Consider the following 20,495-nt stretch of genomic DNA (forward strand, 5'->3'; position numbering starts at 1 on the left):
CTGTCGACGAAAACCGCCATGGTGCCAGCATCGCCGCCCATACGCAGCTGTATTCGTTATTTTTGCGGGACGGAAAAGCACGATGCCGCCTGAAGGCGGCATCGTCGAGAAAGCTTGAACCAAGGCGACTCAGTAGCGCAGCAACGCTGAGGCCCAGGTGAAGCCGCCGCCGAACGCTTCCAGCAACAGGTTCTGGCCACGCTGCACCTTGCCCGAACGCACCGCGTAATCAAGCGCCAGCGGCACCGAACCGGACGAAGTATTGGCGTGCTTGTCGACCGTGACAATGACCCGCTCCATCGACATCTTCAGTCGCTTGGCGGTCGCTTCGATGATGCGCAGGTTCGCCTGATGCGGGATCAGCCAGTCGATGTCCGACTCGACCATGCCGGCAGCCTGCAGGGTTTCCTCGACCAGCGAGTCGAGCGTCTTCACCGCGACCTTGAACACTTCACGGCCGGACATCTTGATGCGCACGCCATGGTTGGGCTCGTCCTTGAAGCCGACCGAGACGCCCACCGGGTTGTACAGCAGATGCTTGAAACCGCCATCGGCATGCAGGCAGGTGGCATAAATGCCCGGTTCGCTGGAAGCTTCCAGCACCACGGCACCGGCACCATCGCCGAACAGCACACAGGTTTCACGCTCGGTCCAGTCGACCATCCGGGTCAGTGTCTCGGCACCGATCACCAGCACCTTCCTCGACTGCCCGCTCTTGATGAACTTGTCGGCAACGCCCAGCGCATACACGAAACCGGAACAGGCCGCATTCACGTCGAACGCCGCACAGCCATTGGCACCCAGACGATGCTGTACCAGACAGGCGGTGGACGGAAAGATGATGTCCGGCGTGGTGGTACCGACCACGATCAGATCAAGTTCGGAAGCCTTGACGCCCGCTGCTTCCAGCGCATTCAGCGCCGCCTGAAAGGCCAGGTCGCCAGTGGTCTCGCCATCCGCGGCAATATGGCGCTGACGGATGCCAGTGCGGGTGTGGATCCACTCGTCGCTGGTGTCGACGATCTTTTCCAGATCGACGTTGGTGACCACGCGCTCGGGGAGCGCACTACCGGTGGCGATGATGCGGGAGTAGATCTGGGACATTCAGCTATCCATCAACGAAACAGAGGATTGAACGCCGTAGTCGGCGATGTACCGCCACACGTTACGTTCCGGCGTGCATGAACGCAAAACGGCGCGTCGCCGCGCCGCCTGCATGATCGTATCGCAGGAATCCGGAGGATTCCGCGGAACCGATCAATCCTCGACCGACACCGCACCCTTGGTTTCGATCACTTTCTTGCCGCGGTAGTAGCCATCCTTGGTGACGTGATGGCGCAGATGCACTTCGCCACTGGTCGGATCGGTGGACAGCTGCACGGTCTTCAGCGCGTCGTGCGAACGACGCATGCCGCGGGTGGACGGGGTACGGCGGCTCTTGGCAACTGCCATGGTAGTTCTCCAGCTGAAACTTGATGATTGAGACTAGATATTCTGAGTCGACATGATCCGGATCGATTGAACCGGATCGGCGTTTACTTCTTCAGTTCGCGCAACACCGCGAACGGATTTTCGGAGCGCCCTTCACCGGTGGAATCCTCTTCCGGCTCGTGGCCCGTCACTTCGTCGGGCAGGCTGCTGTCCGGGTTGACCGGAATCAGCGGCAGCGCCAACAACAATTCATCTTCGATGACATCCGCTGGTTTCAACCGGCCATCCTCGGCCACCAGCAGCGGTTCGCAATCAGGCGGCAAGCCGGCCTCATCGCGCTCCTGCCTGATCAGCCCGAGCCGGGTGTTCACCGCCAGCGGCAGTACAAACGGTTCCAGCGTGCGTTGACAGACCAGCGTGAGCGAAGCCTGCGCGCGAACATCGAGATAGTCCGTACCCAGGTTGTCGCGTCCGAAATCCAGTTCGAACTGCGCCGTCCCATCGGTGCTTGCCAGTGCCTCGCACAGGCGTGACATGGCGGCGATGGGCAGCATTCCCTCGAACGAACGCCGCGCCGAGACCATGCGCCAAGCGTCCACGGACTCTGGCAGTGTCACGGACATAATCGCGAAATATTAGGTTTGAAGCCGTCCCAAGTCAACTGGCACGACTCTCCCAAGCCATGGAACAGCTGCCGGATGCGCCTATTTTGCCTGATCCGGCCCGGATGCGGCAGACTGAATCCCTTCATTGCCTGAGCTGCCATTTGTGAATGACTACTCGATGCTCGGCTTCGCCGTGCTGCTGCTGTTGCTGGTTGCCGGTGTTGGCTGGACACTGTTCATGCGCCGGCGCCAGGCGCAGCGCAGCCATAGTTTGCGAAACCTGCTTGATCTGGCCGACCGGCTGGAAACGGACCTCAAGACCTGTCGATCCGGCCTGCAACAGGCTCATGCCGTGATGTCGCTCAATCCCGACCTGCCCGCCGCCAGCGAACAAGATGCCCGGCATGCCATCGACGGTGGTCTGCGGGCCCTCCTGCAGCAACGGCTGTGGATTCGCGACCGCTCGGCACAAGCAAGCCAGCATGAACTGGACGAAGCAGCCGCCTCGATGCGTGGCACCCGGGATCGGCTGCAGCCCCTGCTGCAGGCACTTACCCAGGCCCAGAGCGACCTGAACAGCGCCATGCGCGAGCATATACGGCGCGAATCCGATACATGATCCCGACAGCTCCGATGGCACCCAGGCTGGTACTGGGCTCCACTTCGCGCTACCGCGCCGAACTGCTGCGCCGGCTGGTCGTGGATTTCGAACAGTGCGCACCCGGCACTGATGAAACCGCGCTGGCTGGCGAGGCCGCGGTCGCACGCGCACTGCGACTGGCAATCGCCAAGGCCGAAGCTGCTGCCAGCGAGCGGCATGACGCGCTGGTGATCGGCTCCGACCAGGTTGCCGAGCTCGATGGCCGGATCCTCGACAAGCCCGGAACCGCCGAACATGCCCATGCTCAGCTCACCGCCAGTTCCGGCCGAGAGGTGCACTTCCACACGGCGTTATGCCTGCTGGATACCCGCCATGGCCGTCGATACACCCATGTCGACCACACCCGCGTGCGCTTCCGTGAATTGAACGCGGCGGAAATCATGCGCTACATCGAACACGAACAGCCGCTCGACTGCGCCGGAAGCTTCAAGTGCGAGGGCCTCGGCATCAGCCTGTTCGAGTCGATCGACAACCATGATCCCACCGCGCTGATCGGGTTGCCGCTGATTGCGCTGGTGCGGTTGCTGCGCGAAGCCGGCATGGAACTGCCATAGGATCGGCCATGCCGGACAGTCGCTACACTGCCTCTCGCCTCCACCCTACCCCTGCTGAAGAACCCATGTCTGCCATCACCTCGCTTCGCGATGAAGTTCTGCAGCAGCGCCTGGATGCCGCGATGGCCCAGGTCAACCAGGTCCTGCTGGGCAAGCCACGCCAGGTGAAGCTGGCATTTACCTGTCTGATTGCCGGCGGCCACCTGCTGCTGGAAGACGTGCCAGGTGTCGGCAAGACCACCTTGGCGCATGCGCTGGCTGCCAGCTTTGCGCTCGACTTCCAGCGCGTGCAGTTCACCAGCGACCTGCTGCCGTCGGACATCATCGGTGTCAGCGTGTACGAGCGCGAAACCGGTCAGTTCCGCTTCCATCCCGGCCCGATCTTCACCGGCCTGCTGCTGGCCGACGAGATCAACCGCGCCAGCCCGAAGACGCAGAGCGCGCTGCTGGAAGCGATGGCCGAACATCAAGTCACCGTGGACGGCCAGACCCATTTGCTGGCACAGCCGTTCTTTGTCGTCGCCACGCAGAACCCGCTCGACCTCAACGGTACCTTCCCGCTGCCCGACTCGCAGCTGGATCGCTTCATGCTGCGGCTGTCGCTGGATTACCCGGACGCCACCGCCGAACGTGCCCTGCTCACTGGCAACGATCGCCGCGACCTGCTGACCCGGCTGATGCCGCAACTCGATGGTGCCGCCCTGCTCGCGCTGCATCGGCAAGCACAGACCATCACCGCCAGCCCCGCCTTGCTCGACTATCTGCAAGCCTTGCTCGCTGCCAGCCGCCGGCACCCCGAGATCCGCGTGGGCCTGTCGCCACGTGCGGGACTCGCCTTGTTGAGTGCTGCACGCGTATGGGCACTGCTCAGCAACCGCACGCATGTCTTGCCGGAAGACATCCAGGCGCTGTTCGTACCATTGGCGGCCCATCGCCTGCTGCCGGCACGCGGTGCCAATGGCGACACGCTGGCGCGTCAGCTACTGGCCGAGGTGGCGGTGGATTGATGCGCAGCGTCCTGCAGCGCATGCAGACCTGGGCCGAACGCCGGTTGCCTGCGCTTACCCGTTACCGGCGCCCGGAAAGCCTGCCGATCGAGCTGCACCGACGACGCATCTATATCGTGCCGACGAGCTTCGGCCTGGGTTTTTCGGTGCTGCTGCTGGTGATGATGGTCGGTGCATTGAACTACACCAACAATGCCGCCCTGCTGCTCACCTGCCTGCTCGGTGCCGCCAGTGCGGCCAGCATGCTGGTGGCGTTTCGCAGTCTCGATGGCCTCAGGCTGGCGTATGTACGCGCAGGTCATGCCGTGGCAGGCGAGCCGATCGAACTCACGCTGGTGCTGGAGTCGCATCGCCGCCGCCATGCGATCCGCGTCGATCTGGACCAGGACTCCACGGCCTTTGCCATCGATGCGAACGGCATCGCCCAAGTGGTACTGCAGTTGCCAACCCTGCAACGTGGCTGGCTGCCGTTACCCCGACTGCGCCTGTGGAGCAGTTGGCCGCTCGGCCTGTTTCGTGCGTGGAGCTGGCTGCACCCGGAGCAATCGATCCTGGTATGGCCGCGCCCGGAAACCGCAGGGCCAGCGCCGCACGCCGCCGCGGACGACGCCCGCCACATGCGCCTGTACCTGGGTGACGAACTGGCTGCGCTGCGCGACTATCGTGCAGGTGACTCGCAGCGGCATATCGCCTGGAAGGCCAGCGCCCGCCACATCAACCTGCTGGTTAAGGACTTCGAACAGCCGCAAAGCCGTCCGAACTGGCAACTGGACTGGCGTCAGCTACCGGGTCTGGACCATGAGGCCCGCATTGCCCGGCTGGCTCGCTGGCTCGGCGAGGCGCAAGCCCAGCGACGCAGTTACAGCCTGTGGCTGCCGGGCAACCAGATCGCCAGCGGCAGTGGCCCGCTGCATTACGCGCACTGCATGAGCGCCCTGGCGCAACTGCCATGATCGCACTGCCATCGCGCAAGGCCCGAACCGAATCACCCGTCCATACCCGTGCGTTTGACCTGCTGACCCTGACCCTGGCCCTCGTGCTCGGCCTGCACGCATCGCACCTGCCGTGGTGGCTCACCATTGCATTGGCATCGACGCTGGGCTGGCGCTGGTGGCAACGCCGTCGGCACCCCGGACGGGTTCCGCGCTGGCTCAAGCTGCCCTTGCTGGTGCTGCTGACGCTTGCGGTCGTTGTCCACTACGGAAACATATTCGGCCGCGAACCGGGGACCGCGCTTGCCATCGGCCTGCTGATCCTGAAATTGCTGGAGGCCGAATCCGCCCGCGATGTCCGCGTGGGTATCAGCTTCGCCTGCTTCGCGCTGATGGCTGCGCTGCTGTTCGAGCAGGGACTCGTCGCCACCATCACCGTGGCGCTCGGTCTGCTACCGGCGCTGGCGACCCTGCGGGCCCTGGAGCCGGCACAGGCGCAGGTCACACTCCAGCGCTCCCTGCTGCCGGGCCTCGGCTTGCTGGCGGCGGCATTGCCACTGGCTCTGCTCGGATTCCTGCTGGTGCCGCGGCTGAGCTCACCGCTGTGGGGCGCACCCGCTCCGCGGGATGCGCGCACGGGACTGAGCGACAACATGTCGCCTGGCGACTTTACAAATCTGCTCACCGATGACCGCCCGGCGATGCGGGTGAGTTTCGAGGGCACGCCACCATCACCGGAGCAGCGCTATTTCCGCGCCTATGTGATGTGGGACTACGACGGCTCGCGCTGGAAGTACGTCGATATCGTCAACCGCGCTCCAGTGGAGCTGCAGGCTTCCCGCACCCTCGACTACCAGATCAGCATGGAGCCGACGCATCAATACGTGCTGCCGATGCTGGACATGCCGCTCGACGCTCCTGCCAGCGCCAGGCTTCGTCAGGATCGCGTGGTCATGGCCGACAGGCCGGTCAACGATCCGCTCACCTATGCGGGACGGTCGGCCGTCACATACCGTCTGCAACCGGAGCTCGGCATCCGGGCACGCAATCGCGGACTCTACCTGCCTGACGGCTTCAACCCACGCGCTCTCGCGCTCGGGCAATCGTGGCGTCAACGCTATGGAACCAACGATGTCGCGATCGTGCAGGCCGCGCTTTCACTCTTCCATGATGGCGGCTTCCGCTACACGCTGTCGCCGGCGCCGCTGGGCCGCGACGCGATGGACGACTTCCTGTTCGATACCCACGAGGGTTTCTGCGAACAGTACTCGTCGGCATTCACGGTCCTGATGCGCGCGGCCGGCATCCCTTCGCGGGTCGTCACCGGCTACCAGGGCGGCTACTGGAACACGCTGGGCAGGTACCTGCTGGTACGTTATTCCGATGCCCATGCCTGGAGCGAGGTATGGCTGGCCGGACGCGGCTGGGTACGCATCGACCCCACCGGTGCGGTTCGGCCGCAGCGCGTCAGCCTGGGCGCAGCGGCGGCAGCCGGTGGCCAGCTGCCGTGGTACGAAAACGGCTGGCTGCAATCGATGCGCAATCGCTGGGACATCGTCAACCGCTGGTGGGGTCAAGGCGTTACCGGTTTCGATGCACTGCGCCAGCGCGGCCTGCTGACCCCGTTCGGCATTCGCAACGCCGATACGACGACGCTGGGCGTGCTGCTCGCGATCAGCTGTGTGTTGTTCATCGCGCTCGGCATGATGTGGGCGTTGCTGCGGCGGCAGGTACGTGACCCCTTGCGTACCGCGCTGCGCGAGTTGGAGCACAAGCTGGCACGCAAGGGTATCGTGCGCCGGCCCAGCGAAGGCCCACAGCATTACCTGAGTCGTGCTGCCCGTGCGCTACCTGGGCAACGCGGGGAGCTCGACCTGTTGATGAGGTGTTATCTGGAACTGCGCTATGCCCATGACGAACCGCCGCCTGAATCATTGCGCGACTTTCAGCACGCGGTTCGGGATTTTCGGGTCGTCCGCGTGGTCAAATGAAAGCCGACACGGTGGCGTACGCCACCGCCCCTATGGAGAAGCTGCCATGTCCCTGTACCGTCCCCTCTCCCTCGCCGCAGCGATCGCCCTGCTGGGCGGATGCGCGACGATCCCCCAACCACTCCAGGGCAACTACGCCAACGTCTCGACTGCCAGTGCGCAGCAAGGCGGCGCAGGCGGTACCCGCGTACGTTGGGGTGGCGAGATCATCAAGACCGAACCGGGTCAGCAGGAGACCTGTTTCTACCTGCTCGCACGCCCACTGGACAGTGAAGCCCGTCCCGAGGGTGGCAATGCCGGCGAGAACCAGGGACGCTTCGTCGCCTGCCGCGCAGGCTTCTACGACCCCGAGGTATTCACCCGCGGCCGCGAGTTGACGGTGACGGGCACGCTGCACGGCGCGGTATCGCAGAAGGTGGGTGATTACGACTACGCCTATCCACGCGTCGAAGCCGATGTGGTCTACCTGTGGCCCAAGCAGCCGCGCTACGCCGCCTACCCGCCGGGTTACTACGACCCGTTCTGGGGTCCGGGCTTCGGTCCGTACTGGGGTGGCCCGTGGGGCTGGGGCGGTCCGGGATACTACGGCGGTCCACGGGTGATCGTGGTGCGGCCGCCACCGCCGCCGGCAGGCAAGTAAGCGCATACAGGAACGCCGGCTTGATGCCGGCGTTCCTGTATCTGCCAAACGCATATTGCGGCTGCACTCAACCCGGGGGCCAGAGCATGCGGCGACCCGCCAGCAGGTGCACATGCAGATGGAACACAGTTTGGCCGCCGTCCTCGTTGCAGTTGATCACCGTGCGGTAACCTTTTTCCGCAAAGCCTTCCTGCTTTGCATAGTCGGCGCAAGCCAGCAACAGCCTGCCCAACAGCTCGGCATCACCGACAGTCGCGTCATTGAGGGTGGCCAACGGCCGCTTGGGAATGAACAGCACGTGCACCGGGGCCTGCGGATTCAGATCGCGGAAGGCCAGCACCTCGTCGTTCTCGTAGACGATGTCGGCCGGTATCTCGTGGCGGATGATCTTGCTGAAGATGGTATCGCCCATGCCCGCTTGCTCCGTGTGAGTCAGTCCAGCAACTGCCGACCGCCGAACGCATGCGCCAGCGTGCTGCGATCGACGTATTCCAGTTCGCCACCCAGCGGCACGCCGTGTGCCAGCCGGGTCGGCCGCACGCCACCAGCGCGCGCCAGCTGCGCCAGGTAATGCGCGGTGGCCTCGCCTTCCACGGTGGGATTGGTGGCGATGATCAGCTCCTCGATCTCGCCTTCGCCCAGCCGCTGGGTCAGCTGCGCCAGCCCCAGCTCCTCCGGCCCCAAGCCGTCCAGCGGCGACAGGCGCCCCATCAGCACGAAGTACTGGCCACGGTAGCCGGTGGCCTGCTCGATCGCCGCCAGGTCGGTCGGCGACTCCACCACACACAGCACCTGCCGGTCACGGCTGCTGCTGGCACAGAGTGAGCACAGCGGCTCCTCGCTGAAGTTGCGGCACTGCTTGCAATGGCCGATGCGCTGCATCGCCTGCTCCAGCACGGCCGCCAGTTTCAGCCCACGCTCCCGCTCACGCTCCAGCAGATGGAAGGCCATCCGCTGCGCACTCTTGCCGCCCACACCGGGCAGACAGCGCAGCGCTTCGATCAAGTCAGCGAGAAGGTTGGACCCGTTGTTCACGATCAATCAGAACGGCATCTTGAAGCCGGCCGGCAGGTTCATCCCGGCGGTGACGCCGCCAAGCTTGTTCTTGCTGACCTCAGCGACCTTGTTCACGGCGTCGTTGATGGCCGCGGCGACCAGATCCTCGGCCATCTCCGGATCATCGGCAAAGGTCTGCCGATCAATCTGCACGCGACGCACCTCATGCGCACCGGTCATCACCACGCTGACCAGACCACCGCCGGCGCTGCCGGTGACTTCCAACTTGGCGATCTCGTCCTGCGCACGCTTCATGTCTTCCTGCATGCGCTGGGCCTGCTGCATCAGCTGACCGATCTGTCCTCTCATCTCACTGCTCCGGCTTCAACTTCAAGGATTCAACTATCAAGGGGTTTGACGGACTGCGGTACTACACGCGCGCCGAATTCGCGCTTCAGCGACTGCACCAGCGGATCAGCTTCGATCGCCTGTTCGGCGGCCGCCTGAGCGTTGTCGCGCGCCTGCGCAGCACGCGCCGCCGGCGTCTGTGTACCCGCTTCCCGGCTGTTGCTGACAAAGCGCAGACGGATGCGCTCGCCAAGTACCTGGCCGATGCGCTCTTCCATCTGACTGACCATCGGTTCTACCGCCAGATTCATGTGGGCCGGCTGCAGCGCGAGCACCAGGGTCTGGCCATCGCGTTCACGCAGCACCGCGTTCTGCGCGAGCAGACCGAACGGACCGCGCAAGCCGGCCTGTTCGATCAAGGCCTCCCAGTTCGGCAGGCCGTTGGCATCCTGCAACACCGCTGGTGCTGTCACGACAGCCGCTGTTGGTACCGGGAGCGCTGCCGGTTCCACACGTGGCGGTGACAGGGGATCCTGCCTCCGCTCGCCCACGGCGGCAGGGCGCGCAGGCGTTGTCGCACTTGGTCGTGGCGATGTCACTGACGGCATCGGGTTGCTGGCAGCGGCCGCCCTTTCAGTACGAGTTGCCGGCGCACCATCGCCTGGTCGAAACGCCAGCATGCGCAGCAGCGCCATCTCGAAACCGGTACGTGCATCCGGCGCCAGCATCAGGTCACGCCGGCCGGAGGTGGCAATCTGGTAATACAGCTGCACGTCTTCCGGCGTCATCCGCTCGGCCAGTGCAACCAGCGCGCCGTCATCGTCGCTGTCTTCTTCCGGCCGGTAGCCGGGAATCAGCTGAATCAGCTGCAAGCGGTGCAGCACGCTGGCCAGATCGTCCAGCACGCCGCCGAAGTCCGGCGAGTACGATGCGATCTGCGTGCACTCGACCAGCAGCCGTTCGCCATCGCCGGCCGCCAGCGCGTCGAGCACACCCAACACCTGCCCGCGCGCGACACTGCCGAGCATGGTGCGCACGTCGTCGGCATGCAGCGCGCCGCCGCCGTACGCAATCGCCTGGTCTAGCAGCGACAGGCCATCGCGCAGGGAGCCATCGGCAGCACGCGCAAGCTCGCCGATCGCACTGTCTTCGTAGGCAATGTTTTCCGCAGCGAGGATGTGCCGCATCTGGCCGGATATCTGCTCCGGCAGCAAGCGCTTCAGGTTGAACTTCAGGCAGCGCGACAGCACCGTTACCGGCAATTTCTGCGGATCGGTGGTGGCGAGCAGGAACTTCACATGCGGCGGCGGTTCTTCCAGCGTCTTCAACAACGCGTTGAACGCGTTCTTCGACAGCATGTGCACCTCATCGACCAGATAGACCTTGAAGCGGCCGCGCGACGGCGCGTACTGCGCATTCTCGATCACCTCGCGCACATCGTCCACGCCGGTATTGCTGGCCGCATCGATTTCCAGCAGGTCGACAAAACGCCCTTCATCCACCGAGGTGCACACCGAGCATTCACCGCATGGATCAGACGACTGCCCGCGCTCGCAGTTCAGCGACTTGGCGAAGATACGTGCGATGGTGGTCTTGCCGACACCACGAGTGCCGGTAAACAGGTAGGCGTGATGCATGCGTCCGGTCTCGAGCGCATTGGTGAGCGCGCGCACCACATGCTCCTGTCCGACCAGCTCGGCGAACTTGCGCGGGCGCCACTTGCGAGCGAGTACCTGATAAGACATGCCTGACTACCTTGGGGCGAACAGTGATTGTGCCAAGTCGGGCGGGGTAAGTCAGTAAACGAGGACAGGGAATCAGTCACCCCGAAAAGGCGGCAGCCCCGCCAGCCACACCCCGGCACCCGAATCATTCGCTACCGTTGCTTCCTTCCGGACCTGGCGGAGTTTGCGAACTATCGTCGCGGGGGGACCGACGGGGCCACCATAGACGTGGGCTGCTAGGCCCTGCCACGACAGCGCGGATAGCTGTCGCAGCACTTCATGTAGCGAGAACTCGAAGGCACTCGCACGGTTTCACTCACTGGCGGAGAGAGCGGGATTCGAACCCGCGATACGTTTTACCGTATACACACTTTCCAGGCGTGCTCCTTCAACCACTCGGACACCTCTCCGCATGGGTGAAACCGCCTTTGTCAGGCTATCAAGGCCCGGCAAAGAAGCGGAAGGATAGCCGCAGGCCCGGATACAGGCAAGCGGATGCAGCTGGATTCAGCCGGCATCCGCTCGTGGTGCGGACGGTTCGCCCACAGTTATCCGGTCACCCATGGCCGCGATGCGGTAGCCGAGCGCGGCCAGAGCGGTGCCATCGGCCACACTGCCGTAGTGGTACAGCAGCAGTCGCGAGCGCATCGCGTCGCCCGGATACTCACGCTCGATATCGTCGATGCCCGTGTGCGACGGATTGCCGACCAGGCTGCAATCGTGCGCGATCACTTCATTGCCGTCGGCGTAGCGTGCGAGGGCTTCGGGGATCGGACGGGTATCGCCGGTGTAGACGAAGCTGCCGTCCAGCGCGAGGCCATACGACGTGCCCGGCACGTGATGCCGGGTGGCGAACACGTCGAACCACAGCCCGTCGAGCCAGAAACCACGCGTGCATGGCACCAGGCGAAAAGCTTCCCAGAAGTTGACGCCGCCCTCGGCGAGTGCGCCGGGATAATCCGCCACCCGTGCCTGCAGCCAGGGAATCAGTCCGGCATGGGCAAACAATCGGGTGGTACCGCGCAGGTGCGGATCGAACCACAACCGGAAGAACAACCGCTCCAGTCCGGCCACGTGATCCATATGGGTATGCGTGATGTACAGCGCCGGCGGCAACGCATCGTAGGCGGCCACGTAGCGATCCAGCGTGTCGGGGCCGCAGTCGATCAGCAACTGGGGCACACCGGCGCGCTCCAGCACCACGGCCGAGGAACCGAGTTCCACCGCATGCGCGGCGCCCACACCTAGAAAATGCAGATGCCAGTTCATGGGGTCAGCGTACGCTCGTATCGGTAAAGTAGCGGTTGCCAGATGGTTTTTTCGAAGGCCGCCTCGTCCTGGCCGGCGGCACCGAGTTTGAGCAGCGAACGGCGCAGGCGCTGCAGATTGGCCTGCTGCCAGGCGACGGCCGGCGTACGCATGCAGCCACGGTCGAAGTCGATCAGGTAAAGCTCGCCCGGCGTCACCAGCACATTGTGCGCATTCAGGTCTGCGTGCCAGATACCGGCGCGATGAAAGCGTGCCACCAGCGCACCGACTTCTTCAGCCAGCTCGCTATCCAGCCGCCCTTCCGCCAGGCGTTCGGCCAGTGTCTGCGCATGGGCGATGCAACGGGTGATCAGGTCGGCGCTGTAGAACAGGCCGTGCCGGACATAGCGGGCGGCTACCACCGCCGGCCCGGGCAGGCCGAGCCGGGCAATTTCGCCGAGCAGCCTGAATTCAGCAAACGGACGCGTGTGATCGGCCCCGACCCACAGATAGCGATCACCCATCAGCGCGGCGACCAGACCACCGCGGTGATAATGCCGCAATACGCATTCCCCTGCCGGCGTCGCGATGATCGCCACGCCGCCACGGCCGCCCGCCTGCGTGCGCAAGGCGTTGCGCTCGCGCCAGTAGTCCGACGCAAACCACTCGTGTCCGACTTGTGGCGACACCGCGGCATCGAACAGAATCGCGCCGACCGCGTCTTTGTATGTGCGTTCCTGCATCATCAGTGCCGCTGCACTCCGCTCACCGCTCACTCTCAGGCAATTCTAGCCCAAGCCCCATGACCCCGAACCCGATGACTGCCGCTGCCTCGATCTGCCTGCTGCGCACCTCCGCCATCGGCGATGTCACCCATGTGGTGCCGCTCGTACGCACCCTGCAACAGGCATGGCCGGATACCGCGCTGACCTGGATCGTCGGCAAGCTGGAACGCAAACTGGTCGGGGATCTGCCCGGGGTGGAATTCGTCACGTTCGACAAGGCTGCAGGCTGGGCAGGCATGCGTGCGGTGCGTGATGCACTGTGCGGACAACGTTTCGATGCCCTGCTGCAGATGCAGGTCGCCATGCGCTCGAACCTGCTGAGCCTGGGCATCAAGGCCGAGCGCCGCGTTGGCTACGACCATGCACGCGCAAAGGACCTGCACGGCCTGGTCATTAACGAACGTATCCCGGCGCGCAGTGGCGAACATGTGCTGGATGCGATCGGCAGCTTCTGCGAGCCGTTGGGATTGAAGCAGACAACGATACGCTGGGACATTCCGATTCCCGATGAAGCGCATGCATGGGCCGCCGAACAACTACCCGGAGACGTGCCAACTCTGCTGGTCAGCCCTGCCTCCAGCCATGCATTGCGCAACTGGCGCCCGGAGCGCTATGCCGCAGTGATGGATCATGCCTCCGCACGCGGCTGGCGCGTGGCGCTGATTGGCGGCCCTTCCGCGATTGAGCGCACGATGGCCGATGCCGTGCTTGCCGCGTGCCAGCGCACATCACTCGATCTTACCGGCAAGGACACGCTGAAAAAGCTGATGGCCATGCTCAGTCGCGCGCAATTGTTGCTGACGCCCGACTCCGGCCCGATGCACATGGCCAATGCGGTCGGCACCAAGGTGCTGGGCCTGCACGCAGCGAGCAACCCGGATCGTTCCGGCCCCTACTCCGACCGCCGCTGGTGCGTGAACAAGTACGACGAGGCCGCGCGCAAATACCTGGGCAAGCCAGCCAGCGAGATTGCATGGGGCTGCAAGATCGAGAAGCCTGGCGTGATGGACCTGATCGGCGTCGACGAGGTGATCGAGCGCTACGAAGCCGCAGCGCGCGAACTAAATTTGTCCTAGAAGCCCTTGTGGGAGCGACTTCAGTCGCGATGCTCCTATGCCACGAGAGAAGAACATCGCGGCTGAAGCCGCTCCTACAGGCAGCATCAAACCGCGCGGTAATCCTGGTACGACTTTTCCTCGACAAGCTGCGAGCCGAGCTTGAGGTTGATCTCGCGCTTGAACGCTGCGCGCTCGTCGTTGCGGAAATACACCGCACGCGCCAGTTCGATGAACTCCTGGTCGAACGCCTGGGCGCGTTCCTTCAGACGGATCTTGTCCTCGATATCCCACAGCAGTTCGTTCACTGCCAACAGGCGCCCACGCTCGTCGCCAATATCGGTCTGCGAGGCCATGTGGTTGGCCCAGGTCGCGTTGAGCAGATCGAGCTCGTTGCGCACGTTGGCCAGCTTGGCATCGTCGGTGATCCGCTGCGACTTGATCTCGAGGATGGTGATCTTGTCGATCAGCTCGCCGAACGATACGGGGGTTTGGATCAGGCTCATGGACTTGGTTCCAGTAAAGGAGATGCGGTTTCAGACCACACGGGGCTGACGAAGTGCGCCCTGCTGCACCAAGGCGCAGACAGTACGCACCTCGCCATCCATCGCACGATCGCGGTGCATGAAGCTGATGTGCTTGCGCAGGATCGCGTGCGCATCGCGCACGCTGGCGCCGGCATGAAAATCTTCGGCGTTGGCCAACGCAGAGGCGAGTTGCTGCACCTCGGCGACAAATTGCGCGTAGTGCGGCTGATCCTCACGCGGTGCGTTGCTGATCTTCGCGGCCAGCGCCTGCCAGCCACCGCGACTAGCCAGCCGGCGCGCAGCATTCAACATTGCCTGGCGGTAATCCAGCGCCTGTGCTGCGGTGTATAGCTCCAGCGCCAGCACGTGACTGAGATCCTCGGTCATCTCCAGCACGTGGCGCGCTTCGTTCGCGCCCATCGACACGTGATCCTCGGCATTCGCACTTGTTGGCACCGAATACACGCTGGCTGGATGTGCGCGGGTAGCGAGATCGTTGACCAGCGCCGCGGCGGTGTACTGCACGATCATGAAACCGGAATCGGTACCGTCCTCGTTGCCGGTGAGGAACGCCGGCAGACCATCATTGGTGGCCGAATCGACCAGCTTGTTGAGCCGCCGCTCGGAGATCGAGGCCAGCACCGGGATCGCCGCCTTCACGTAACTCATCGCCAGCGCCAGCGGCATGCCGTGGAAGTGACCGGCCGAGATCACCTGCTCCTCGATGAACTGCGCGCCCTCGTTGTCCGGGAAGATCAGCGGATTGTCGGTGACCGAGTTCAGTTCGATATCGAACACCCGGCACGCCTGTGCCCAGGCATCGCGCACCGCACCGTGCACCTGCGGCATGCAGCGCAGGCTGTAGGCGTCCTGCGGCTGATGCTTCTTGCCGCCCTTGAATGGCAGAAAGCGGCTGTAGAACGCCTCGCGGCCGTGCCGCTGGTTGGCCGGCACCCAGTCCCAGCTGATGTCGAAACTGAGCGCCTGATCGTCCGGTTCGCTCCACGCCTCGGCACTCCACGACTTGAAGCGCGGCACCAGGTGATACGGAATATCGACCAGGGTGGAGCCAGCCAGCAGTCCGCGCACACGCGCGGCCGTTTCGACCTGCCCCGGATGCGGACGCAACGCATGTACTTCGGGGCGCAAGGCGCCGCTGCGGCCGGCGAACGCGTCCAGTGTCATCGACGCGGCCAGGTCGGCGGTATCCAGCAATTGCTCCAGCGTATCCAGTGCCAGCACGCCCGTCGCCAGCATCTGCGCGGTGCCGTTGTTGAGCGCCAGACCTTCCTTGAATGACAGGCGGATCGGCGTGAGGCCGGCGCGCTGCAGCGCTTCCGCACCCGACACCCGCTCGCCCTGATAAAACGCCTCGCCACCACCCAGCAGCACGATCGCCAGATGCGACAGCGGCGCCAGATCGCCACTGGCGCCAACCGAGCCCTTCTCCGGCACCACCGGCACCACGCCGGCATTGAGCATCGCGGTCAGGGCCTCAAGCGTGCTCACGCGAATGCCCGAGTGACCACGCATCAACGTGTTGATGCGGATCAGCAGCATCGCCCGCACCACGTCTTCGCCAAACGGCTTGCCCACGCACACCGCATGGGTGGTGATCAGGTTGTGCTGCAGTTCTTCCAGCAGCGTACCCTCAGGCTTGTGCGGATTGCCTCCCGGCAATTCGTCGCGCAGACGATGCGCACCGAGCAGCTTGTCGGCATTGCTGCCGAAACCGGTGGTGACACCATAGGTCGGCTCGCCACAGCTGACTTTCTCGGCAAGAAAATCCGCGGCACGCTGCACGCGCTTGAGTCCTGCCGGATCCAGTGAAACATTGACTGCATTGCGTGCCACCGACACCAGCTGGGTGCGGGTGAGGCTGTTGCCGTCGAGAACGATGGTGTCGAATTTGCTCACTGCTGCCTCACTGAAGAATTACGTCGCCCATTTCCTAATCGCCTGACCGCGAGGGCATTCAGCCCATCGCGGCGGCCTGCTCCAGCTCCACCCGCAAGGTCTTGATCAATTCGCTGCGCGCGACCTCGAACTGATCCTCGCGGCGCAGGTCCTTCACCGTCACCACGCCCTTGGCGATCTCGTCTTCACCCAGCACGATCACGAAGCGGATCCCGGCGCGGTCGGCATACTTGAACTGCTTGCCGAGCTTGCTGCCCTCCAGCACCACCTCAGTGGCGATGCCGGCAACGCGCAATTCGCCGGCCAGCGCGAGATAGGCCGGCAGCTGTGCCGCATCCATCTGAGTCACCAGCACATCGACCGTGCTGGTCGCCGTGTTGATCAGGCCGGCATCACGCAACTGCCAGTACAGGCGGGTGAGGCCGATCGAGATACCGACGCCGGGCAGCTGCGACTTGGTGTACTGGCTGGCCAGGTTTTCGTAACGGCCGCCGGAGCAGATCGAGCCGATCTGCGGATGATCGTTCAGCGTGGTCTCGTAGACCGTGCCGGTGTAGTAGTCGAGGCCGCGTGCGATCGACAGGTTCAGCGCGTAATGAGTTTCAGGCACGCCGAACGCGTGGATCAGGCCCAGCACTTCCTTCAACTCGTGGCGGCCCTGCTCCATCGCCTCGGGGCCGACGCCCAGCGCATCGAGCTTGTCGAAAGCATCCTGTAGCGAATTCGAACGGATCTGCACGAAGTCGAGGATCTTACGGATAGCGTCTTCCGACACCTGACTACCGTGTTCGAACCTGCTATCCAGTGACAGTTGCAAACGGAGTTTTTCCTTCACCCCATCCGCACCGATCTTGTCGATCTTATCCACCTCGCGCAGCACCAGCATCTGCTGCTCGCCGTCGACGATGCCGAGGCTTTCGAAATAGCCGCGCATCAGCTTGCGGTTGTTGAGCTGGATGGTGAACGCGCCGATGTTCAGTTCGCGGAACACGCTGTAGATCACCGCCGGAATCTCGGCGTCGTAACGCACCGACAGCGCATCCTTGCCGATCACGTCGATGTCGCACTGGTAGAACTCGCGGAAGCGACCGCGCTGGGCGCGCTCGCCGCGGTACACCTTCTGCATCTGGTAACGGCGGAACGGGAAGCTCAGGTCGCGCTCGTGTTCGGCGACATAGCGCGCCAGCGGCACGGTGAGATCGAAGCGCAACGCCAGTTCGGGCATGCCTTCGTCGTCCTTGGCGGCTGCATTCAATGCGCCGGTGGATTGCACGAAATACACCTGCCGCTCGGTCTCGCCGCCGGTCTTGGTCAGCAGCACGTCGGAGTATTCGATCACCGGCGTCTCGATCGGCAGGAAACCGAAGCGCTCGTAATTGCGACGGATCACGTCGAGCATGCGCTGGAACGCGATCTGGTCGAGCGGCAGCAGCTCGAGCACGCCGGGCATGGTGCGGGCCGGGGTAAGCGCCATGGAATCCTCTACTGACGATGGGGAACATTCCGTCTGACCGCAGACCGCGCGACGGCAGCCGTCAAGATTAGCAGAACGCCATGCGGCTTCCGCAGCCGCGCCGGCAACAGGATGCATTGAAACTGTTGCCAAGCTCCCGCCCGACGATTAAGATACGCGGCTTCCCACGGGGTGTAGCTCAGCCTGGTAGAGCGCTACGTTCGGGACGTAGAAGTCGCAGGTTCGAATCCTGTCTCCCCGACCAAGTAAGACCTTGAATTTCAAGGATAAAACAGCCGCCTAGCAGGGCGGCTTTTTTGTTGGCCGTTCGCCGTAACCGTCTCATAACCGGAATTCACGGAAATCGAAGGCCATTGAGCAGCGCGTTTCGCCACGCAGGCTAGAGGGTTTCGACAGCGAGGGGCAACGGTAGGTACTGCCCTACCCGCGCGACCCGCTCCTGCACACGTCTGCACACCTTACCCGCAGGCACGTACACTCGTCTCGCCAACAGCGGGGGAGTGACATGGACTTGACTCAGGGAGTAACGCTCGGGATTGCCGTGGTCGGCGCCACACTCGGTGTCTTCAACGCTTACTGGATGATCCGCAAGGATGTGGTGCGTTTGCGGGTGCTCAGTCGCGTCATGATCATTTCAACCGGGCAAGTGACCGTTTGCATCGAAGTTATAAACACCGGGTACATACCTGTGACGATCACAGAAGTCGGTTACACCTCCGGTCGCTTCGCGAAGCAGAAGACGGTGATTACGAATGACTTCCTACGACGAACGCAGTTGCCCTACCGCCTTGAACCAAGGGCAGGCATGACCGTGACGGTCGAGCCGAGCGCACTAGACAACCCAGTGATGCATCACCTTGCGTACTGCCACGCGAAAACTGCGTGCGGCATCCTCGTCCGTAGGCGACTCAGCAGGAGCTGGCGGGGTGACGCAGCAAAGCGGCTTCGCGCCGCTGGACAGGCAATTCAGCAAATGTCCACCGAGCGCGGTTAGGCACTCTCCGATCAGCACGACACGCTTCCGCACACGCCTGAAGGGGCTATACGCGCAACTCGTTAGATAGGCCCTGCCGGTCGAAGTGGCGCTCATACAACAATAAGTGAATACTTAACTAGGGAGCCAGCAATGGCAGGGGGAACAATCATGAAGGTTCTTGTCGGCATCGCGCTCGCGTGTGCGCTCGCCGGATGTAGCACGTACCAAGCGCACAGTAACCTGCCGACGCCTTACGCGCCGACGAACGCCAGTCAAATTCAGATTCTCTACTCGCCGCCGCAGCGCACATACACTTCCATCGGCATCGTTTCAGCGAACCGCTACAAGCCCGGCTGGACTGACCCCACGGTCAGCGACGCGATCCCCCAGTTACAAGCTGCCGGCGCGCAGATCGGCGCTGACGCGGTGATCGTTCGCAGTGATCGAAGCAACAACGACCGGCATGTTGTTGTTGAGGGAGAAGCGATCAAGTTCACAACTGAAACAAGCGCGCGGCAATAAATCAAGAATCTCGCTCTTGTACCTTCATCTAGAAACCAAGGAGGGAACATGACAATTAACATTGCGCTTTGTACGTATGACGGCATAGTGCTTGGCTGCGACAGCCTTTCAAGCATAACGGAGACTGCATTTTTGCCCTACCGCAATGGGAATACTTCATTTGTACTGGATAAAGAAGGAAACCCGGTAGCTGATGAGGATGGAAATCTACTACTCAAATTCAACATTAACGACACCAGACAGATGGCAACCACAGTGTTTGGCGGCGTTAGCAAGATGTTTTGTCTTTACCAAGATGAGGACACGACAGTTGCAGCTGTAACCGCGGGGTTAGCCATTGTTGGAGGCGTCACAATCGCTGAGCAAGCAAAGCGATTTCGGCGAAAAGTGAGTGCCGATAAAAGGACCTTCAACAAGGTTGAAGACGTAGCCAATGAGTTCAAGGACTTCATGTATGAGCTCTGGCATGAAGACTATAAAAAGTCTGGGATACCCGATATTCAGTATTTCAGTACAGTCCAATTCATTGTCGCTGGCTACGGGCGGGATGATGTGTATGGGAGAGTTTTTCGCATAAATTGCTCAGACAATTCTTTGGTGGAGCAATTTACTGAAGACGACCACACCGGAGTTTGCTGGGGTGGGACTGCAGATTACGCGGAGCGTCTATTACGAGGTTCAGATGGATTGTTGCAGTACAAAGTCAATCGAGAGCTTGTGAAGGCAATGAAGCAACAGCGCGAAAGTACAATCAACGACCTTTCCGAAGCCATAACAGCTGCAGGTGTAGTGTTGCCGAGCGGGCTAGATGTTCAGGTTCGTGAAGAACAACTTCCCACCCTTCCGTGGGATTCAGTCACTGCTGACGTTGACTATGGGAACCTGTCTACACAATACGCGATAGACTTCGTGGAGCTACTTGTCAACATTCAATCCGGCATGCAACGCTTCGCACGTGGCATTCCTGTCGTCGGTGGTCGTACGCACATCGGAGTACTCAAGCGCGGCGAGCGCTTTGAGATGCTGAACGAACCCAAGCTCCAGCACAAACATACGGGGTATGCAGATGAATTCTAATCAGTATCTGAATTCGGGCAAAGCC

Annotated in this window: 22 protein-coding genes, 2 tRNA genes and 1 other RNA gene; 11 read left to right on the top strand and 14 right to left on the bottom strand. The window is 62.8% G+C overall.

The genetic code is table 11. From position 1 onward, the window contains the following. Positions 1-129 precede the first annotated feature (129 nt). The 3 genes from B0E50_RS13730 to B0E50_RS13740 form a co-directional block, all read right to left on the bottom strand. Positions 130-1,104 (bottom strand): beta-ketoacyl-ACP synthase III, encoded by a 975-nt coding sequence (locus B0E50_RS13730; protein ID WP_077441855.1) that lies wholly within the window; start codon positions 1,102-1,104, stop codon positions 130-132. Positions 1,105-1,257: 153 nt separating this feature from the next. Beyond that, positions 1,258-1,452 (bottom strand): 50S ribosomal protein L32, encoded by a 195-nt coding sequence (gene rpmF / locus B0E50_RS13735; protein ID WP_077441856.1) that lies wholly within the window; start codon positions 1,450-1,452, stop codon positions 1,258-1,260. A gap of 83 nt (positions 1,453-1,535) precedes the next feature. Continuing rightward, positions 1,536-2,015 (bottom strand): YceD family protein, encoded by a 480-nt coding sequence (locus tag B0E50_RS13740; RefSeq protein ID WP_077442016.1) that lies wholly within the window; start codon positions 2,013-2,015, stop codon positions 1,536-1,538. A 184-nt stretch (positions 2,016-2,199) separates the two neighbouring features. Between B0E50_RS13740 and B0E50_RS13745 the strand changes: the two genes are divergently transcribed. The 6 genes from B0E50_RS13745 (at position 2,200) to B0E50_RS13770 (ending at position 7,821) form a co-directional block, all read left to right on the top strand. Continuing rightward, the gene (locus B0E50_RS13745) at positions 2,200-2,655 is read left to right on the top strand and encodes a hypothetical protein (protein ID WP_077441857.1); all 456 of its coding nucleotides are present in this window, start codon (positions 2,200-2,202) and stop codon (positions 2,653-2,655) included. Continuing rightward, complete coding sequence (locus tag B0E50_RS13750) at positions 2,652-3,251, top strand: Maf family nucleotide pyrophosphatase (protein ID WP_077441858.1); 600 nt, start codon at positions 2,652-2,654, stop codon at positions 3,249-3,251. The genes B0E50_RS13745 and B0E50_RS13750 overlap by 4 nt, the downstream gene beginning before the upstream one ends. 65 nt (positions 3,252-3,316) lie before the next feature. Further along, positions 3,317-4,258, top strand: a complete 942-nt coding sequence (locus tag B0E50_RS13755) for a MoxR family ATPase (RefSeq protein WP_077441859.1) — start codon at positions 3,317-3,319, stop codon at positions 4,256-4,258. Beyond that, positions 4,258-5,211 (top strand): DUF58 domain-containing protein, encoded by a 954-nt coding sequence (locus B0E50_RS13760; protein WP_077441860.1) that lies wholly within the window; start codon positions 4,258-4,260, stop codon positions 5,209-5,211. The genes B0E50_RS13755 and B0E50_RS13760 overlap by 1 nt, the downstream gene beginning before the upstream one ends. Continuing rightward, positions 5,208-7,181 carry a DUF3488 and transglutaminase-like domain-containing protein gene (locus B0E50_RS13765; RefSeq protein ID WP_077441861.1) on the top strand — a complete coding sequence of 658 codons (1,974 nt, stop codon included), beginning with the start codon at positions 5,208-5,210 and terminating at the stop codon, positions 7,179-7,181. The genes B0E50_RS13760 and B0E50_RS13765 overlap by 4 nt, the downstream gene beginning before the upstream one ends. Before the next feature lie 46 nt (positions 7,182-7,227). After that, complete coding sequence (locus B0E50_RS13770; RefSeq protein WP_077441862.1) at positions 7,228-7,821, top strand: Slp family lipoprotein; 594 nt, start codon at positions 7,228-7,230, stop codon at positions 7,819-7,821. A 67-nt stretch (positions 7,822-7,888) separates the two neighbouring features. On the opposite strand, the gene B0E50_RS13775 is transcribed toward B0E50_RS13770, so the two are convergent. From B0E50_RS13775 to B0E50_RS13810, 8 genes are all read right to left on the bottom strand, one after another. Beyond that, positions 7,889-8,233 (bottom strand): histidine triad nucleotide-binding protein, encoded by a 345-nt coding sequence (locus B0E50_RS13775; protein WP_077441863.1) that lies wholly within the window; start codon positions 8,231-8,233, stop codon positions 7,889-7,891. Between the two features lie 20 nt (positions 8,234-8,253). After that, positions 8,254-8,856: a recombination mediator RecR gene (recR, locus tag B0E50_RS13780; RefSeq protein ID WP_077442017.1), complete on the bottom strand. Its 603-nt coding sequence runs from the start codon at positions 8,854-8,856 to the stop codon at positions 8,254-8,256. 6 nt (positions 8,857-8,862) lie between these two features. Then, positions 8,863-9,186, bottom strand: coding sequence for a YbaB/EbfC family nucleoid-associated protein (locus tag B0E50_RS13785; RefSeq protein ID WP_077441864.1), 324 nt, complete (start codon positions 9,184-9,186; stop codon positions 8,863-8,865). Positions 9,187-9,215: 29 nt separating this feature from the next. Then, positions 9,216-10,910, bottom strand: coding sequence for a DNA polymerase III subunit gamma/tau (gene dnaX / locus B0E50_RS13790; protein ID WP_077441865.1), 1,695 nt, complete (start codon positions 10,908-10,910; stop codon positions 9,216-9,218). A gap of 96 nt (positions 10,911-11,006) precedes the next feature. Next, positions 11,007-11,103, bottom strand: an RNA gene (gene ffs, locus B0E50_RS13795) — signal recognition particle sRNA small type. Positions 11,104-11,209: 106 nt separating this feature from the next. After that, positions 11,210-11,299: transfer RNA gene (locus B0E50_RS13800), tRNA-Ser, on the bottom strand. 97 nt (positions 11,300-11,396) lie between these two features. After that, positions 11,397-12,158 carry an MBL fold metallo-hydrolase gene (locus B0E50_RS13805; protein WP_077441866.1) on the bottom strand — a complete coding sequence of 254 codons (762 nt, stop codon included), beginning with the start codon at positions 12,156-12,158 and terminating at the stop codon, positions 11,397-11,399. Beyond that, positions 12,155-12,886 (bottom strand): 3-deoxy-D-manno-octulosonic acid kinase, encoded by a 732-nt coding sequence (locus tag B0E50_RS13810; RefSeq protein WP_077442018.1) that lies wholly within the window; start codon positions 12,884-12,886, stop codon positions 12,155-12,157. The genes B0E50_RS13805 and B0E50_RS13810 overlap by 4 nt, the downstream gene beginning before the upstream one ends. Positions 12,887-12,954: 68 nt before the next feature. Between B0E50_RS13810 and B0E50_RS13815 the strand changes: the two genes are divergently transcribed. Beyond that, entirely contained in the window at positions 12,955-13,998 is a 1,044-nt protein-coding gene (locus B0E50_RS13815; protein WP_077441867.1) for a glycosyltransferase family 9 protein, read from the top strand. 86 nt (positions 13,999-14,084) lie between these two features. Here B0E50_RS13815 and B0E50_RS13820 read toward each other — a convergent pair whose 3' ends face one another. Genes B0E50_RS13820 through hisS form a run of 3 tightly spaced genes read right to left on the bottom strand, consistent with a single transcriptional unit; the run spans position 14,085 to position 17,895 of the window. Further along, positions 14,085-14,483 (bottom strand): DUF6165 family protein, encoded by a 399-nt coding sequence (locus B0E50_RS13820; protein ID WP_077441868.1) that lies wholly within the window; start codon positions 14,481-14,483, stop codon positions 14,085-14,087. Positions 14,484-14,513: 30 nt separating this feature from the next. Next, positions 14,514-16,421: an aromatic amino acid ammonia-lyase gene (locus B0E50_RS13825; protein WP_077441869.1), complete on the bottom strand. Its 1,908-nt coding sequence runs from the start codon at positions 16,419-16,421 to the stop codon at positions 14,514-14,516. Between the two features lie 58 nt (positions 16,422-16,479). Beyond that, positions 16,480-17,895: a histidine--tRNA ligase gene (gene hisS, locus B0E50_RS13830; protein WP_077441870.1), complete on the bottom strand. Its 1,416-nt coding sequence runs from the start codon at positions 17,893-17,895 to the stop codon at positions 16,480-16,482. Between the two features lie 167 nt (positions 17,896-18,062). Between hisS and B0E50_RS13835 the strand changes: the two genes are divergently transcribed. From B0E50_RS13835 to B0E50_RS13850, 4 genes are all read left to right on the top strand, one after another. Beyond that, positions 18,063-18,139: transfer RNA gene (locus B0E50_RS13835), tRNA-Pro, on the top strand. Between the two features lie 261 nt (positions 18,140-18,400). Next, positions 18,401-18,889, top strand: a complete 489-nt coding sequence (locus tag B0E50_RS13840; RefSeq protein WP_077441871.1) for a hypothetical protein — start codon at positions 18,401-18,403, stop codon at positions 18,887-18,889. A gap of 150 nt (positions 18,890-19,039) precedes the next feature. Beyond that, positions 19,040-19,393, top strand: a complete 354-nt coding sequence (locus B0E50_RS13845) for a hypothetical protein (protein ID WP_139350874.1) — start codon at positions 19,040-19,042, stop codon at positions 19,391-19,393. A 48-nt stretch (positions 19,394-19,441) separates the two neighbouring features. Then, positions 19,442-20,470, top strand: a complete 1,029-nt coding sequence (locus tag B0E50_RS13850) for a hypothetical protein (RefSeq protein ID WP_139350875.1) — start codon at positions 19,442-19,444, stop codon at positions 20,468-20,470. Positions 20,471-20,495: the final 25 nt, after the last annotated feature.

This window comes from Rhodanobacter sp. C01, from assembly GCF_002001045.1.
GTDB lineage: Bacteria > Pseudomonadota > Gammaproteobacteria > Xanthomonadales > Rhodanobacteraceae > Rhodanobacter.

What these genes read in the sequence shown, in the direction of transcription:
- B0E50_RS13730 (WP_077441855.1), bottom strand. Translation starts at nt 1,104, where the DNA reads ATGTCCCAGATCTACTCCCGCATCATCGCCACCGGTAGTGCGCTCCCC.
- rpmF (WP_077441856.1), bottom strand. Translation starts at nt 1,452, where the DNA reads ATGGCAGTTGCCAAGAGCCGCCGTACCCCGTCCACCCGCGGCATGCGT.
- B0E50_RS13740 (WP_077442016.1), bottom strand. Translation starts at nt 2,015, where the DNA reads ATGGTCTCGGCGCGGCGTTCGTTCGAGGGAATGCTGCCCATCGCCGCC.
- B0E50_RS13750 (WP_077441858.1), top strand. Translation starts at nt 2,652, where the DNA reads ATGATCCCGACAGCTCCGATGGCACCCAGGCTGGTACTGGGCTCCACT.
- B0E50_RS13755 (WP_077441859.1), top strand. Translation starts at nt 3,317, where the DNA reads ATGTCTGCCATCACCTCGCTTCGCGATGAAGTTCTGCAGCAGCGCCTG.
- B0E50_RS13760 (WP_077441860.1), top strand. Translation starts at nt 4,258, where the DNA reads ATGCGCAGCGTCCTGCAGCGCATGCAGACCTGGGCCGAACGCCGGTTG.
- B0E50_RS13765 (WP_077441861.1), top strand. Translation starts at nt 5,208, where the DNA reads ATGATCGCACTGCCATCGCGCAAGGCCCGAACCGAATCACCCGTCCAT.
- B0E50_RS13770 (WP_077441862.1), top strand. Translation starts at nt 7,228, where the DNA reads ATGTCCCTGTACCGTCCCCTCTCCCTCGCCGCAGCGATCGCCCTGCTG.
- B0E50_RS13775 (WP_077441863.1), bottom strand. Translation starts at nt 8,233, where the DNA reads ATGGGCGATACCATCTTCAGCAAGATCATCCGCCACGAGATACCGGCC.
- B0E50_RS13785 (WP_077441864.1), bottom strand. Translation starts at nt 9,186, where the DNA reads ATGAGAGGACAGATCGGTCAGCTGATGCAGCAGGCCCAGCGCATGCAG.
- dnaX (WP_077441865.1), bottom strand. Translation starts at nt 10,910, where the DNA reads ATGTCTTATCAGGTACTCGCTCGCAAGTGGCGCCCGCGCAAGTTCGCC.
- B0E50_RS13805 (WP_077441866.1), bottom strand. Translation starts at nt 12,158, where the DNA reads ATGAACTGGCATCTGCATTTTCTAGGTGTGGGCGCCGCGCATGCGGTG.
- B0E50_RS13815 (WP_077441867.1), top strand. Translation starts at nt 12,955, where the DNA reads ATGACTGCCGCTGCCTCGATCTGCCTGCTGCGCACCTCCGCCATCGGC.
- B0E50_RS13820 (WP_077441868.1), bottom strand. Translation starts at nt 14,483, where the DNA reads ATGAGCCTGATCCAAACCCCCGTATCGTTCGGCGAGCTGATCGACAAG.
- hisS (WP_077441870.1), bottom strand. Translation starts at nt 17,895, where the DNA reads ATGGCGCTTACCCCGGCCCGCACCATGCCCGGCGTGCTCGAGCTGCTG.
- B0E50_RS13840 (WP_077441871.1), top strand. Translation starts at nt 18,401, where the DNA reads ATGGACTTGACTCAGGGAGTAACGCTCGGGATTGCCGTGGTCGGCGCC.
- B0E50_RS13845 (WP_139350874.1), top strand. Translation starts at nt 19,040, where the DNA reads ATGAAGGTTCTTGTCGGCATCGCGCTCGCGTGTGCGCTCGCCGGATGT.
- B0E50_RS13850 (WP_139350875.1), top strand. Translation starts at nt 19,442, where the DNA reads ATGACAATTAACATTGCGCTTTGTACGTATGACGGCATAGTGCTTGGC.